Origin of the sequence: Isoptericola nanjingensis (assembly GCF_050311635.1) — a bacterium.
GTDB lineage: Bacteria > Actinomycetota > Actinomycetes > Actinomycetales > Cellulomonadaceae > Isoptericola > Isoptericola nanjingensis.
Window position 1 is genome coordinate 125876 of record NZ_JBNOZL010000010.1, and the last position, 14329, is coordinate 140204.

General features: G+C 72.3%; 14 protein-coding genes. All 14 read right to left on the minus strand.

Annotation, left to right across the window (positions count from 1 at the left end; all coding sequences use genetic code 11):
- Positions 1 to 51: 51 nt before the first annotated feature.
- The 14 genes from atpD to rho all read right to left on the minus strand — a co-directional run bounded on the left by atpD (position 52) and on the right by rho (position 14179).
- Positions 52 to 1533 (minus strand): F0F1 ATP synthase subunit beta, encoded by a 1482-nt coding sequence (gene atpD, locus ACQP6G_RS20095; protein WP_429767003.1) that lies wholly within the window; start codon positions 1531 to 1533, stop codon positions 52 to 54.
- Between the two features lie 79 nt (positions 1534 to 1612).
- Entirely contained in the window at positions 1613 to 2512 is a 900-nt protein-coding gene (locus ACQP6G_RS20100; RefSeq protein WP_429767005.1) for a F0F1 ATP synthase subunit gamma, read from the minus strand.
- Positions 2513 to 2514: 2 nt separating this feature from the next.
- A complete protein-coding gene (gene atpA, locus ACQP6G_RS20105) occupies positions 2515 to 4143 on the minus strand; it encodes a F0F1 ATP synthase subunit alpha (RefSeq protein WP_429767007.1) in 1629 nt (542 codons plus the stop codon).
- An 80-nt stretch (positions 4144 to 4223) separates the two neighbouring features.
- Complete coding sequence (locus tag ACQP6G_RS20110) at positions 4224 to 5039, minus strand: F0F1 ATP synthase subunit delta (RefSeq protein ID WP_429767009.1); 816 nt, start codon at positions 5037 to 5039, stop codon at positions 4224 to 4226.
- On the minus strand, positions 5039 to 5644 hold the full coding sequence (locus tag ACQP6G_RS20115; RefSeq protein ID WP_429767010.1) for a F0F1 ATP synthase subunit B: 606 nt from the start codon (positions 5642 to 5644) through the stop codon (positions 5039 to 5041). The genes ACQP6G_RS20110 and ACQP6G_RS20115 overlap by 1 nt, the downstream gene beginning before the upstream one ends.
- 2 nt (positions 5645 to 5646) lie before the next feature.
- Positions 5647 to 5877: an ATP synthase F0 subunit C gene (locus tag ACQP6G_RS20120; RefSeq protein ID WP_079569652.1), complete on the minus strand. Its 231-nt coding sequence runs from the start codon at positions 5875 to 5877 to the stop codon at positions 5647 to 5649.
- 100 nt (positions 5878 to 5977) lie between these two features.
- A complete protein-coding gene (atpB, locus tag ACQP6G_RS20125) occupies positions 5978 to 6661 on the minus strand; it encodes a F0F1 ATP synthase subunit A (RefSeq protein ID WP_429767011.1) in 684 nt (227 codons plus the stop codon).
- A gap of 366 nt (positions 6662 to 7027) precedes the next feature.
- Positions 7028 to 7489, minus strand: coding sequence for a Cg1360 family ATP-synthase-associated protein (locus ACQP6G_RS20130; protein WP_429767013.1), 462 nt, complete (start codon positions 7487 to 7489; stop codon positions 7028 to 7030).
- Positions 7486 to 8733, minus strand: coding sequence for a glycosyltransferase family 4 protein (locus ACQP6G_RS20135; protein WP_429767014.1), 1248 nt, complete (start codon positions 8731 to 8733; stop codon positions 7486 to 7488). Before ACQP6G_RS20135 ends, ACQP6G_RS20130 begins: the two co-directional genes overlap by 4 nt.
- Positions 8730 to 9494: an L-threonylcarbamoyladenylate synthase gene (locus tag ACQP6G_RS20140; RefSeq protein ID WP_429767128.1), complete on the minus strand. Its 765-nt coding sequence runs from the start codon at positions 9492 to 9494 to the stop codon at positions 8730 to 8732. The genes ACQP6G_RS20135 and ACQP6G_RS20140 overlap by 4 nt, the downstream gene beginning before the upstream one ends.
- Before the next feature lie 13 nt (positions 9495 to 9507).
- Complete coding sequence (prmC, locus tag ACQP6G_RS20145) at positions 9508 to 10464, minus strand: peptide chain release factor N(5)-glutamine methyltransferase (protein ID WP_429767016.1); 957 nt, start codon at positions 10462 to 10464, stop codon at positions 9508 to 9510.
- A gap of 22 nt (positions 10465 to 10486) precedes the next feature.
- Positions 10487 to 11581 (minus strand): peptide chain release factor 1, encoded by a 1095-nt coding sequence (gene prfA / locus ACQP6G_RS20150; protein ID WP_429767018.1) that lies wholly within the window; start codon positions 11579 to 11581, stop codon positions 10487 to 10489.
- Between the two features lie 232 nt (positions 11582 to 11813).
- A complete protein-coding gene (gene rpmE / locus ACQP6G_RS20155) occupies positions 11814 to 12023 on the minus strand; it encodes a 50S ribosomal protein L31 (RefSeq protein ID WP_429767019.1) in 210 nt (69 codons plus the stop codon).
- 146 nt (positions 12024 to 12169) lie between these two features.
- Complete coding sequence (gene rho, locus ACQP6G_RS20160; RefSeq protein ID WP_429767021.1) at positions 12170 to 14179, minus strand: transcription termination factor Rho; 2010 nt, start codon at positions 14177 to 14179, stop codon at positions 12170 to 12172.
- Between the last annotated feature and the right edge of the window lie 150 nt (positions 14180 to 14329).

The following is a 14329-nucleotide window of genomic DNA, read 5'->3' on the forward strand; positions in this document are numbered from 1 at the left end:
CGCGCCGGGAGGCGGTGCCTCCCGGCGCGGCGACGCGGCGGGACGAGACCGTCAGGCCCCGTACTCCTTCTGGATCCGGGCCCAGTTCTCCTCGAGCATCTCGAGGCCGCCGATGTTGTAGAACGCCTGCTCGGCGATGTGGTCGAACTCGCCCTCGGCGATCTTCTTGAACGCCTCGATGGTCTCGCTCAGCGGCACGGTGGAACCCTCCACGCCGGTGAACTTCTTCGCCATGTAGGTGTTCTGGGAGAGGAACTGCTGGATGCGGCGCGCACGCGCGACGACCGTCTTGTCCTCCTCCGAGAGCTCGTCCACACCGAGGATCGCGATGATGTCCTGCAGCTCCTTGTTGCGCTGCAGGATCGACTTGACCTGGGTGGCGACGTCGTAGTGCTCCTGGCCCACGTAGCGCGGGTCGAGGATGCGGGACGTCGAGGTCAGCGGGTCGATCGCCGGGTACAGACCCTTCGACGCGATCTCGCGGGAGAGCTCGGTCGTCGCGTCCAGGTGGGCGAACGTGGTCGCCGGCGCCGGGTCGGTGTAGTCGTCCGCCGGCACGTAGATCGCCTGCAGCGAGGTGATCGAGTGACCGCGCGTCGAGGTGATGCGCTCCTGCAGGAGGCCCATCTCGTCGGCCAGGTTGGGCTGGTAGCCCACCGCGGACGGCATGCGGCCCAGCAGGGTCGACACCTCGGAGCCGGCCTGCGTGAACCGGAAGATGTTGTCGATGAAGAGCAGCACGTCCTGCTTGCGCACGTCGCGGAAGTACTCCGCCATCGTCAGCGCGGACAGGGCGACGCGCAGACGCGTGCCCGGCGGCTCGTCCATCTGGCCGAAGACCAGGGCCGTCTTGTCGAAGACGCCGGCCTCCTCCATCTCGGCGATGAGGTCGTTGCCCTCACGGGTGCGCTCACCGACGCCTGCGAACACGGACACACCGCCGTGGTCCTGCGCGACGCGCTGGATCATCTCCTGGATGAGGACCGTCTTGCCGACGCCCGCACCACCGAAGAGGCCGATCTTGCCACCCTGCACGTACGGGGTGAGAAGGTCGATCGACTTGATGCCGGTCTCGAACATCTCGGTCTTCGACTCGAGCTGGTCGAAGGCCGGGGGCTTGCGGTGGATCGGCCAGCGCTCGGTGACCTCGAGCTTCTCACCCTCGGCGAGGTTGAGGACGTCGCCGGTCACGTTGAAGACCTTGCCCTTGGTGATGTCGCCGACCGGCACGCTGATGGGCGCGCCCGTGTCGGTGACGGCGGAGCCGCGCACGAGGCCGTCGGTCGGCTTCAGCGCGATGGCGCGGACCAGGCCGTCGCCGAGGTGCTGGGCGACCTCGAGCATGAGGGCGAAGGACTTCTCCCCCTCGCCCTGCGACGACAGGTCGATGTCGACCGTCAGGGCGTTGTAGATGTCGGGGATCGCGTCCTCGGGGAACTCGATGTCGACGACGGGGCCGATCACGCGCGCGACACGGCCCACGCCGGGTCCGCTCTGGTGCTCGACCGGGGCTTCCACGGTGGTGGCGGTCATTGCTTGCCTCGCTTCGAAAGGAACGTTGCGGATGTCAGTACGGTCGTCAGAGCCGGCTGGGCTGCTGCCATGGCCGGCGTCATGACGCCGCGAGGGCGTCGGCACCCGAGACGATCTCGCTGATCTCCTGGGTGATGTCCGCCTGGCGGGCCTGGTTCGCCAGGCGCGTGTAGGTGCGGATCAGGTCCTCGGCGTTGTCCGTCGCCGTGTGCATCGCCCGCTGGCGCGCGGCCAGCTCCGACGCCGCGGCGTCGAGCATGAAGCTGAAGATGCGGCTGCGGACGTAGCGCGGCAGGAGGGCGTCGAGGACGCTCTCCGGCGACGGCTCGAAGTCGTACAGCGGGAACGTCTCGTGCTCGCCGGGTGCGGCGACGCCCTCGACGACCTCGAGCGGGAGCATCCGCACGACGCGCGGCCGCTGCGTGACCATGTTGACGAACTGCGTGTACACGACGTGCAGCTCACCGACGCCGCCCTCGTCCGCCGGGGCGAGGAACGCCCCGAGCAGGGTCTCGGCGATCTCGCCGGCGACGTCCGAGTCCGGGCTGTCCGAGCCGTACGACCACTGCCCCGCGAGCTGGCGCCCGCGGTAGCCGTAGTACGAGACGGCGCGCCGGCCGGTCGCGTAGAGCTCGACCTGCTTGCCCTCGCCCTGCAGCTGGGCGATCAGGCGCTCCGCCTCCCGGATGATCGACGCCGAGTAGGCGCCGGCCATGCCGCGGTCGGACGCGATCACGAGGACCGCGACGCGGTCCGTGTCGTGCCGCTCGCTCGTCAGGGGGTGCTTGGTCGACGTGTGCGTCGCCACGGCCGACACCGCGCGGGTGATGGCACGCTCGTACGGCGACGCCGCGGCGGTGCGCGCCCGCGCCTTGCCGATGCGGGAGGCCGCGATCAGCTCCTGCGCGCGGAACATCTTCTTCAGCGACTGCGTCGACTTGATCCGCTGCTTGTAGATGCGCTGGGCTCCACCGGCCATGCTCAGGCCTTCTTCTGCACGACGAGCTGCTCCTGCTCGACGTCCGCGGAGTCGCCCTCGTCGTCGCCACCGACGAGCGGGGTGCCGTCGGCCTTGAGGAAGCCGTTGCGCACGTCCTCGACGGCCGCGGCCAGCGCGTCCTCGGTGTCCTGCTCCAGCTTGCCGGTCTCGGCGATCGTGGAGAGCACCGAGGTGTGGCGACGCAGGTGGTCGAGCATCTCGGACTCGAACCGCTTGACGTCCTCGACGGGGACGTCGTCGAGCTTGCCCTTGGTGCCGGCCCACACGGACGCGACCTGGTCCTCGACCGGGTACGGCGTGTACTGGGGCTGCTTGAGCAGCTCCATGAGCACCGCACCGCGGGCCAGCTGGCCGCGCGACGCCGCGTCGAGGTCGGACGCGAACATCGCGAAGGCCTCGAGCGAGCGGAACTGCGCCAGCTCGAGCTTCAGCGTGCCGGAGACCTTCTTCATCGCCTTGATCTGCGCGTCACCACCGACTCGGGAGACGGAGATGCCGACGTCGACCGCCGGGCGCTGGTCGGCGTTGAAGAGGTCCGACTGCAGGAAGATCTGGCCGTCGGTGATGGAGATGACGTTGGTCGGGATGTACGCCGAGACGTCGTTCGCCTTGGTCTCGATGATCGGCAGGCCGGTCATCGAGCCCGCGCCCAGGTCGTCCGAGAGCTTGGCGCAGCGCTCGAGCAGACGGGAGTGCAGGTAGAAGACGTCGCCGGGGTACGCCTCGCGGCCCGGCGGGCGGCGCAGCAGCAGCGACACGGCGCGGTAGGCCTCGGCCTGCTTCGACAGGTCGTCGAAGATGACCAGCACGTGCTTGCCCTGGTACATCCAGTGCTGGCCGATGGCCGAGCCGGTGTAGGGGGCGATGTACTTGAAGCCCGCCGGGTCGGACGCCGGGGCGGCGACGATCGTCGTGTACTCGAGCGCACCGGCCTCCTCGAGGGCGCCGCGCACGGAGGCGATCGTCGAGCCCTTCTGGCCGACGGCGACGTAGATGCAGCGGACCTGCTTGCTCGGGTCGCCCGACTCCCAGTTGGCCTTCTGGTTGATGATCGTGTCGATCGCGATCGCGGTCTTGCCGGTCTGCCGGTCGCCGATGATCAGCTGACGCTGACCGCGACCGATCGGGATCATCGAGTCGATCGCCTTCATGCCGGTCTGCAGCGGCTCGTGCACCGACTTGCGCTGCATGACGCCGGGCGCCTGGAGCTCGAGGGCGCGGCGGCCCTCGCTCTCGATGTCGCCCAGGCCGTCGATCGGGTTGCCCAGCGGGTCGACGACGCGGCCGAGGTAGCCCTCGCCCACGGGGACGGACAGGACCTCGCCGGTGCGGCGGACCTCCTGCCCCTCCTCGATGCCCGTGAACTCGCCGAGGACGACGACGCCGATCTCCCGGACGTCCAGGTTCAGGGCGAGGCCGAGCGTGCCGTCCTCGAACCGCAGCAGCTCGTTCGCCATCGCGCCGGGGAGACCCTCGACGTAGGCGATGCCGTCGGCGGCGACGGTGACGCGGCCGACCTCCTCGCTGACCGCGCCCTCGGGCTCGTACGACTTCACGAAGCTGTCCAGAGCGGCGCGGATCTCCTCCGGCCGGATCGTCAGCTCAGCCATTGCTCTCTCCTGTCGTGGCCGCGTATCGCGCGGCCTCACGTTCTGCGTAGCCGACCGGGGCCGGCGCTGGGCCTAGGGGTTCAGCCGGCCAGCCGGCGACGGGCGTCGGCCAGGCGGGACAGCACGGTGGAGTCGACGACGTCGGCGCCGACCTGGATGCGCAGGCCGCCGATGACGGCGGCGTCGACCGTGACGTTGAGCTGCACGGCGCGCCCGTAGGCACGCTCGAGCAGCCCGGCGAGCCGGTCCTGCTGGGGCTGGCTGAGCACGCTGCCGCTCGTGACCGTGGCCACGAGCCGGCGACGACGCTCGGCGGCGATCTCCCCGTACCACAGCAGCGTCGCCACGAAGCGGCGGCCGCGCAGGGCGGTCGTGGCGCGGCGGGCGAGCACGAGCGTCACGTCGTCCACCTTGCCCGTGAGCAGGGAGTCGACGAGCTGCGCGCGGCGCCCGGGTTCCGTCGTGGAGTCCGAGAGCACCTGGCGCGCCTCACGCTGCCCGACGAGCGCCCGGGTCAGCCGGAACAGCTCGTCCTCGACCGTCTCGAGGGTGCCCCGCGCCTCGGCGGACGCCAGCACGGCGTCGAGCCCGAGACGCTCGACGGCGTCCGCGAGGTCCCGGTCGCCGGACCAGCGCGACCGCGCCAGCCCCGTGACGAGGTCCACGACGCGCTCGTCGAAGCCCCCGGCCAGCACGCGGCCGGCCAGGGCCGCACGGTCCTCCGGGTCGCGCGACGGGTCGGCGAGCGACCGGCGCAGCGGCCCGGAGGAGTCCAGGGCGGCGACGACGGCGAACAGCTGCTCGCCGAGCGCCTTCGCGTCGGACCCGGCGGACCGCAGGACCGGCTCGAACCGCTCCTGCGCCGCCGCGAGGGATGCTCCGCTGGTGCCCCGCATCAGCCCTCCTTGCCGACCGAGTTGCCGACCGGCGCCGCCGTGCGCGACTCGTCGCCCGCGGCCTCGAGCTCGTCGAGGAAGCGGTCGACCACGCGCGACTGGCGCGCGGAGTCCTGCAGCGACTCGCCGACGATCTTGGACGCCAGCTCGGTGGCCAGCTCGCCGACCTCGGCGCGCAGCGAGACGGCCGCCGTCTGGCGCTCCGCCTCGATCTGGCGGTGGGCGGTCTCGACGATGCGCGAGGCCTCCTCGTGCGCCTTGGTGCGGAGCTCCGCGACGATGGCGGTGCCCTCGGCGCGCGCCTCCTCGCGGGTCTTCGCGGCGTCGGCACGGGCCTCGGCGAGCTGCTGGTGGTACTCCTTCAGCGCCTCCGCGGCCTCTTCCTGGGCCTTCTCCGCCTTGGCGATGCCGCCCTCGATCTTCGCGGTGCGCTCGTCCAGCACGGCCTGGAACTTGGGCAGGACGTACCGGTAGAACACGAACCCGACGATGATCACGATGATCAGCGACCACACGATGTCGTACGTGTGCGGCAGCAGGATGTTCTGCTCGGTCCCCTCGGCGGCGAGGACCGCCGGCGTGGAGGTGTTCAGGGAAGAGGTCATCATCACGGAACGATGAAGCCGGCCACCAGGCCGAGGAGCGCGAGCACCTCGACGAAGGCGATACCGATGAACATCGTGGTACGGAGCTGGCCGGAGACCTCGGGCTGGCGAGCCATGCCCTCGATCGTCTTGCCGATGAGGATGCCGAGGCCGATGCCCGGGCCGACCGCCGCGAGGCCGTAACCGACGGTGCCGATGTTTCCGGTGACCTCGGCGAGGGTGGTGACGTCCACTGGGTTTCCTTCCGTTGGGCGCCGGACCACGGTGGCCCGGCGTCGCTTTCTGGGTGCAGTTGGTAGGACGGGTCCGGCTAGGCCGGGAACCGCGAGACGGTCAGTGCTCCGCCTCGACGGACATGTTGAGGTACACGGCGGTGAGGATCGCGAAGACGTACGCCTGCAGGGCGGCCACGAAGACCTCGAAGAAGAAGAACGCCGCGCCGGCCACGAACGTGCCCGCGCCGAACAGCTTCATCGCGCCGGCCGAGTCGAAGAGGAAGAACGACGTGGCCGCGAAGCAGATCGCGAGCATGAGGTGCCCGGCGACCATGTTGGCCAGGAGCCGGATGACGAGCGTCGCGGGGCGCAGGACGAAGACCTGCAGCGCCTCGATCGGCACGAGCAGCACGTAGAGCGGCTTCGGCACACCCGGCGGGAAGAGAGAGTTCTTGAGGTAGCCACCCAGACCGTGCGCCTTGACCCCCGCGGAGAGATACATGACGTACGTCCACGCGGCGAGCACGATCGGCAGGCCGATCACGGAGGTGCCCGCGATGTTGAGGAACGGGATCACCGCGGCGATGTTCATCACGAGGACCGTGCAGAAGATCGTCGCGAGCAGCTTGAAGTACTTGCGGCCGTTCTCCTGGCCCAGCACCTCGATGGCGATCGAGTTGCGCACGAAGTCGAGGATCATCTCGACCGCGTTCTGGAACCGGCCGGGCACCAGGCGGGCGCGCCGGGCTGCGAGGCAGAACACCACCAGCAGGACGGTGGCCATGATGACGCGGACCAGCATGATCCGGTTGAACTCGAAGGGAGTGCCCTCGAAGAAGATGGCCGGCGGGAAGAAGTCCGCGATCGTCGGCGCGTGGAACTCGCCGTCACCTTCGGCGGCAAGCAGCAGGGGGATCGCTGGCGTAGACAGGGGGTTCTCCCGGAGGTCGTACGGTCCGGGCGCTCCACTCCTGGGAGGGCACGCCATCGGACCTGGCCGTCATGGATTCGCGGACAGCCTACCGGATGTTCACAGGTGCTCCGACATCGCGGAGCAGTTTTTCCGGCCAGATCTCGCGGCTTGTGAAGAAGCGCACGATGTTGCCCCCGGCGACGAATGGTCGCCCGGCGCAAGCACCCTGGTCAAAGGCTCGGTCGGACGGCGCGATCAGGGCTGCACGTAGGGCACGCGGCCGCTGTTCACCGCGCGGTAGTCGAGCAGCGCGGACCCGATCGCCCCGACGGCGAGCACGGCGATCAGCACCCACGGCGCGTAGAACGTGGCGCCCTGGAGCAGCGCCAGCACCACGATGAGCACGACGATCTTGGCCACCCAGGCGCCCATGACGAACGCGGCCATGCGCGCGGGGCTCGACCCGACGGTGCGCATCATCGACCAGATCGTCGTGGCGCAGAAGAAGGCCGCGATCGCGGCGCCCACCAGGGCGCCCCACAACCCGGGCAGGCCGGCGACCAGCAGGCCGATGCCGCCGCCCAGCACCACCAGGGCGCCGACCAGCAGCATCGTGTCCCGCAGCGCGGTCCGCAGCACCCGCCGCTCGGCGTCGGTGGCGTGCTCGTCCGCGGCGGCAGGGTCGGGCGTCGGGCCGGGAGCGTCGGGCGTCGTCATCGGGGGCGTCCTTCGTGCGTCGTCAGGGTGGGCGCGGCCGGGCCGGCCGGCGGCGGGGTCGGGGAACGGTGCGGCGCGGGCGCCGGGTGCGCCGCCACGACCGCCGGGTGGCTGCCGGTGGCGACGTCGTCGTCCAGGAAACGGCCGCGGGTGCGCAGCGGGCCGAGGGTGAGGAGCAGCGCCACCACCACGGCGACGCCGAGGCCGGCAAGAACGGCCTTCCAGTCCCAGAGCACGAGGGCGGCGACGCCGAAGGAGAAGACGGCGGCCCACACGTAGAGGATCAGCACCGCGCGCCGGTGGGAGTGGCCGAGCGCCAGCATCCGGTGGTGCAGGTGCATGCGGTCGGGATGGAACGGCGACTTGCCCGCCGCGAGGCGACGGATCACGGCCATCACCATGTCGAGGAGCGGCAGCAGCACCACCGCGACCGGCAGCAGCAGCGGGATGAACAGGGGCACGCGCTGCGCGCCGGAGAGCGTCGCCCCCATCGAGACCGGGTCGACGTTCCCCGTGATCGTGATGGCCGAGCCGGCGAAGACCAGGCCGAGCACCATCGAGCCCGAGTCGCCCATGAAGATGTGCGACGGGAAGAAGTTGTGCGGCAGGAACCCGAGACACGCGCCGACCAGCACGGCCATCATGAGCGTCGCGAGGTTGGCGTAGTTCTCCGGCGTCGCCTGCTGGGTCAGCCCGTAGGTGTACAGCAGGAAGGCGGAGCCGCCGATCGCGATCAGGCCCGCGGCCAGCCCGTCCAGGCCGTCGACGAAGTTCACCGCGTTCATCGCCACGACGACCACCAGGATCGTCAGGAACAGCGAGATCCTCGACGAGGTGATGAACAGCCAGTCCGGGGTGGGCAGCGACGTGAGCTGGACCTGTTGGAGGGCCATGAACCCCGCCGCGAGCACCTGCCCGGCGAGCTTGGTCATCCAGTCCAGGTCCCACACGTCGTCGGCCCAGCCGAGCAGGCAGACGATGACGGCGCCGCCCACGATGCCCCACGCCTGCGGGCCGGTCTCGAAGACGCCCGCGAGGAACGGCATCTGCGAGGCCAGCACCACCGCGACGACGATCCCGAGGAGCATCGCGAGGCCGCCCAGCCGGGGCGTCGGCTGCACGTGCACGTCGCGCGCCCGCACCGCGGTGATCGCGTTCGTGCGGCGCGCGACCCACCGCGCGCCCGGCGTGGCGAGGTAGGTGACCGCCGCCGAGACGAGCAGCAGGAGCAGATAGGCCCTCACCCGGCGGACTCCTCCGCGGGGGCGGAGCTCTGCTCCTCGGTCCGGGCGGGCGTGCTCTCGTCGGCAGGCTCGGTCGACGCGTCAGCGGTCTCGGCAGTGGTCTCGGTGGCGGGCTCCTCGACGGGCTCGTCGACGCCCCGCACGGGCGCGACGTCGTTCAGCGCCTCGAGCGTGATCGCGCCCTGGCGCACCACGCGCAGCTGCTCTCCGGTGGCGTCGACGATGGTCGAGGCGACCCCGCCGGGCGCGTCCCCGCCGTCGAGGTAGACGGTCACCGCGTCCCCGAGCTGCGCCTGCGCGTCGGCGACCTCGAGGGCCGCCGGGTTGCCGGTGGCGTTGGCGCTCGACACCGCGAGCGGGCCCGTGCGCCGCAGCAGCGCCAGCGCGGCCGGGTGGTCGGGCATGCGGAGCGCGACGGTGCCGTGCGTCTCCCCCAGGTCCCACTGCAGCGAGGGCTGCGCCTGCAGGATGATCGTGAGCCCGCCCGGCCAGAACGCCTCGGCCAGCTTGCGCGCGTCGTCGGGGACCTCGGTGGCGAGCCCGTCGAGGGTGCGGACGTCCGGGATGAGGACGGGCGGGGGCATCTGGCGCCCGCGGCCCTTGGCCGCGAGCAGGGCCGCGACGGCCTCCGCGTCGAAGGCGTCGGCGCCGATCCCGTAGACGGTGTCGGTCGGCAGCACCAGCAGGCCGCCGCGCGAGACCGTGTTCACCGCCTCGTCGATCGCAGGGCCCCAGGTGTTCGGGTCGGTGACGTCGTGCACGCTGCTCACGGGCTCAGTCTGTCACGGTTCGGCCGGCCCCCGGCCGGCCGTCCGGGTCGGTGGCCCGGTGCTCGCGCGTTCCGCCGCAGCGGCGCGCCACCACCATCCGCGGCCGGCCGGTGAGGTCCTCGCGCGTGCTCGCGGGGCCGAACCCGGTCGTGCCCGCCACCATCGCGCGCGCCGCGGCAGCCTGCACCTCCGCGTGCTCCATGACGTACAGACCGCCGGGCCGCACCAGCCGCGCCGCGGCGGCGGTCACTCCGCGGGGCACCTCCAGCCCGTCGTCGCCCAGGCCGTAGAGCGCCACGGCCGGGTCGTGGTCGGCCACCTCGGGGTCGCGCGGCACGGCGCCCGGCGGCACGTACGGCGGGTTGGAGACGACGACGTCGACGGCGCCGTCCAGCTCGCGCAGCGCGGTGCGCGCGTCGCCGCGCAGCAGGCGGACGACGGCGTCCGCCCCGTCCCCCGTCGCCGCGGCGACGTTCCGGGCGGCCCACCCGTGGGCCGCGGCGTCGAGCTCGACGGCGTGCACGCGGGCGCCCGGCACCTCGGTCGCGACGGCCAGCGCGATGGCTCCCGACCCGGTGCACAGGTCGACCACGACCGCCGTGCCCTCGCGGGCCACCACGCGCACCGCCTCGTCGATCGCGACCTGCGCGACCTCCTCGGTCTCGGGCCGCGGGACGAAGACGCCCGGCCCGACGGCGAGCTCCAGGTGCCGGAAGGCGGCCACGCCGGTGAGGTGCTGCAGCGGCTCCCGGTCCGCGCGGCGCTCGACGTCGGCGGCGAACCGGTCGGCCGCGCCGTCCGGCATCACGCGGTCCAGCACGGCGAGGCGCCGCGCCTCCGACCGGTCGACGCCGAGGGCGTGCGCGAGCAGGGTCTCCGCGTCGACGCGCGGGCTGGGCACGCCGGCTGCTCCGAGCCGCGACGTCGCCCAGCGCACGGCCCCGCCGACGGTCGCGGGCACGGCGGGAACCGCGGGCGTCGCGTCAGTCACCGGCGCTGCCCGCGGCCGCGAGCCGCGCCGCCTCGTCGGCCTCGACCGCCGAGCGCACCACCGGGTCGAGGTCCCCCGCGAGCACGTGGTCGAGGTTGTACGCCTTGTACCCGGTGCGGTGGTCCGCGATGCGGTTCTCCGGGAAGTTGTAGGTGCGGATCCGCTCGCTGCGGTCCACGGTGCGCACCTGGGAGCGCCGGACGTCGGCGGCGGCCGCGGCGGCCGCCTCCTGCTGCGCCGCGAGCAGCCGGGCGCGCAGCACGCGCATCGCCTGCTCCTTGTTCTGCAGCTGCGACTTCTCGTTCTGCATCGACACGACGATCCCCGTGGGGACGTGCGTGATGCGGACGGCCGAGTCCGTCGTGTTCACGGACTGGCCGCCCGGGCCCGACGACCGGTAGACGTCGATGCGCAGGTCGTTCGGGTCGATCTCCACCTCGCCCGGATCGTCCACCTCGGGCAGCACCAGCACGCCGGCCGCCGACGTGTGGATGCGTCCCTGCGACTCCGTGACCGGCACGCGCTGCACGCGATGCACGCCGCCCTCGTACTTCAGGCTCGCCCACACGCCCTCGGCGGGGTCGGAGACGCTCCGCGCCTTGACCGCGACCTGGACGTCCTTGTAGCCGCCCAGCTCGGTCTCGGTGGCGTCGAGCACCTGGGTGGCCCAGCCGCGGCGCTCGGCGTAGCGCAGGTACATGCGCAGGAGGTCGCCGGCGAAGAGGGCCGACTCGTCGCCGCCCTCCCCCGCCTTGATCTCGAGGATGACGTCGCGCGCGTCGTCGGGGTCCCGCGGCACCAGCACACGCCGCAGCCGCTCGGACGCGTCGTCCGCCGCGGCGCGCAGGGCCGGCAGCTCGGCCGCGAAGGCCTCGTCCTCCGCGGCGAGCTCGGCGGCCGCCTCCGCGTCGTCGCGGGCCTGCTCCCACGCGCGGTACGCCGCGGCGACCTGGTTCAGCTCGGCGTAGCGGCGGCCGAGAGAGCGGGCGCGCCCCGCGTCCGCGTGCACGGCCGGGTCGGCCAGCGCGCGCTCGATCTCGGCGTGCTCGTCGAGCAGCGGCCGCGCGGCGGCGAACGAGTCGGTCATGGGTACTCCCGGTCCGGGCGCGAGGCGGCGTCGGGCCCGGCGCGGACCACCTCACCGGGACACGCACTGCCTCGGCGGGTGGCGACATTCCCTCGGCAAAGCAGAAGCGCCGGTGGTCCGTCGTCCGACTGCCCCTGGAGAGGTTGTCGGGCGGACCACCGGCGCTAGCCACCCCACGAACGTGCTCGCTTCGCTCCGCGCGTTCGCAGGGACCCCGACAGGGGTCAGGCAGCTACTTCTTCTTGCCGTAGCGCGCCTGGAAGCGGGCGACGCGGCCACCGGTGTCGAGGATCTTCTGCTTGCCCGTGTAGAACGGGTGGCAGGCGCTGCAGACCTCGACGCTGATCTTGCCGGAGGTCGCGGTGCTGTGGGTCGTGAACGTGTTGCCGCAGGTGCAGGTCACCTCGGTGACGACGTACTCGGGGTGGATTCCGGACTTCATGATGCTCCTTGGTGTGATGCCACCGGGTCGCCCCGCAGGACAGCGGGCCGTGAACCGGATGGCCGACGAACCATTGTGCCAGAACGCGGACGCGCCCCGGACATCCCCGGTGCGCCGGGCCCCGCGGGCCCGGCGTACCGGGACGATCAGATCGTCTCGCCCGGGTTCTCGTCCGAGAGCCCGGCCGGCGTCGTCTTCTGCACGTGCAGCAGGAACTCGACGTTGGTCTTGGTCTTCTTGAGCTGGCCGAGCAGCAGCTCGATCGCCTGCTGCTGGTCGAGCGCCCCCATGACGCGGCGCAGCTTGTAGACGATGCCCAGCTCGTCCTTCGACATGAGGATCTCCTCGCGCCGGGTGCCGGACGCGTTGACGTCCACCGCCGGGAAGATCCGCTTGTCCGCGAGGTTGCGGGAGAGGCGCAGCTCCATGTTGCCCGTGCCCTTGAACTCCTCGAAGATCACCTCGTCCATCTTCGAGCCCGTCTCCACGAGCGCCGAGGCGAGGATGGTCAGCGAGCCGCCGTTCTCGATGTTGCGCGCCGCGCCGAAGAACTTCTTCGGCGGGTAGAGCGCCGCGGCGTCGACACCACCGGACAGGATGCGGCCCGACGCCGGCGCCGCGAGGTTGTAGGCGCGCGACAGGCGGGTGAGCGAGTCGAGCAGCACGACGACGTCCTGGCCCAGCTCGACCAGGCGCTTGGCCCGCTCGATGGCGAGCTCCGCGACGATCGTGTGGTCCGACGCGGGGCGGTCGAACGTCGAGGCGATGACCTCGCCCTTGACCGTCCGCTCCATGTCGGTGACCTCTTCGGGCCGCTCGTCCACGAGCACCACCATGAGGTGGACCTCGGGGTTGTTCGCGGTGATCGCGTTGGCGATCTGCTGCATGATGATCGTCTTGCCGGCCTTGGGCGGCGCGACGATGAGGCCGCGCTGGCCCTTGCCGATCGGGGCGACGATGTCGATCACGCGCGGCGTGAGGCGGGTGGCCTCCGGGTTCTCCAGCCGCAGCCGCTCCTGCGGGTACAGCGGCGTCAGCTTGGTGAACTCGGGACGCTGGCGCGCCTCCTCCGGCGTCATGCCGTTGACGGAGTCCAGCCGCACGAGCGCGTTGAACTTGCTGCGGACGTTCTTGCCCGCCGGCGGCTCCTCGCCCTCGCGGGGCTGGCGGATGGCACCGACGATCGCGTCGCCGCGGCGCATGCCGGACTTCTTCACCTGGTTGAGGGAGACGTAGACGTCGCCCGCCCCGGGCAGGTAGCCGCTCGTGCGCACGAAGGCGTAGTTGTCGAGGATGTCGAGCACGCCGGCGACGGGCAGCAGCACGTCGTCCTCGCGCACCTCGACGTCGTCCAGGCCGGCGACGTCCGGGCCGCCCGCACGCCCGCCGCGGTTGCGCTTGCGGTCCCGGCCGCGGTCGCGACCCCGGCGACGGCGCGAACCGCGCTCGTCGTCGTCGTCCCGCCGCGGGCGCTCGTCGCGCTGGCCGCCCTGGGCGCCCGAGCGCTGCTGCTGGCCGGAGCCGTCGTTGCCGCGCCCCTGACCCGAGCGCTGGCCGTCACCCTCGCCCTGTCCCTGTCCCTGGCCGGCGTTCTGGCCGTTGCCGTTCTGCCCGTTGCCGGACCGGCGGCCGCCGCGCTCGCGCGGGGCCGCGACGGCCTCCGCGAGCTGGGCGAGGCGCGCCTCGCGGTCGGCGTCGTTCTGCTGGCCGCGCTGCTCGCTGCCGCGCTGCTCGTCCCGGGAGGGCTGCTGCTCGGCGGGCGCCTCCGCCGCGCGCTGCTGCGGCGCCGCGTCGCCCTCGGCCGAGCCGGCCGAGCGGGTGGCCCGGCGCGAGCGGCGCGGGGCCTCGGCCCCGTCGGCGCGCGGGGAGCGGGCGCCGCTCGAGGCCTGCCCGGAGCTCTGCTCGGCCGGCGACTGGGCCGGGGCGTCGCTGCGGACCGTCGGCGCCACGGCGATCGCCGCGGCGACCGGGGCACCGGCGGTGCGCGCGCCCTGGCCGCGGGCGGCCCGGATCGCGTCCTGCAGGTCGCTCTTGCGCATCCGGGACGTGCCCTTGACGCCCATGCCGGAGGCCAGCGCCTGGAGCTCGGCCAGACGCATCGAGCTCAGGTTCCCGGATGCGGCGGCGCCGTTCCGGCTGTCGGTGGTGTTCGTCACGAAGGACCCTTCCCCCTCGTATGCGGCCCGCAGATCTCGGGGCCGGGGTGGTTGCCGTCCGGCGCGGGGAGCGCCGAGACGCGTGGAACCTCGCATCAGTGGTACGACGACGTCGGCTGGCGGGGTTGGTGTTTCACCCTCTCGCGGGAC

Coding starts and splice junctions, on each gene's coding strand:
- atpD (WP_429767003.1), bottom strand. CDS start 1,533: ATGACCGCCACCACCGTGGAAGCCCCGGTCGAGCACCAGAGCGGACCC.
- ACQP6G_RS20100 (WP_429767005.1), bottom strand. CDS start 2,512: ATGGCCGGTGGAGCCCAGCGCATCTACAAGCAGCGGATCAAGTCGACG.
- atpA (WP_429767007.1), bottom strand. CDS start 4,143: ATGGCTGAGCTGACGATCCGGCCGGAGGAGATCCGCGCCGCTCTGGAC.
- ACQP6G_RS20110 (WP_429767009.1), bottom strand. CDS start 5,039: ATGCGGGGCACCAGCGGAGCATCCCTCGCGGCGGCGCAGGAGCGGTTC.
- ACQP6G_RS20115 (WP_429767010.1), bottom strand. CDS start 5,644: ATGACCTCTTCCCTGAACACCTCCACGCCGGCGGTCCTCGCCGCCGAG.
- atpB (WP_429767011.1), bottom strand. CDS start 6,661: ATGCTGGTCCGCGTCATCATGGCCACCGTCCTGCTGGTGGTGTTCTGC.
- ACQP6G_RS20130 (WP_429767013.1), bottom strand. CDS start 7,489: ATGACGACGCCCGACGCTCCCGGCCCGACGCCCGACCCTGCCGCCGCG.
- prfA (WP_429767018.1), bottom strand. CDS start 11,581: ATGACCGACTCGTTCGCCGCCGCGCGGCCGCTGCTCGACGAGCACGCC.
- rpmE (WP_429767019.1), bottom strand. CDS start 12,023: ATGAAGTCCGGAATCCACCCCGAGTACGTCGTCACCGAGGTGACCTGC.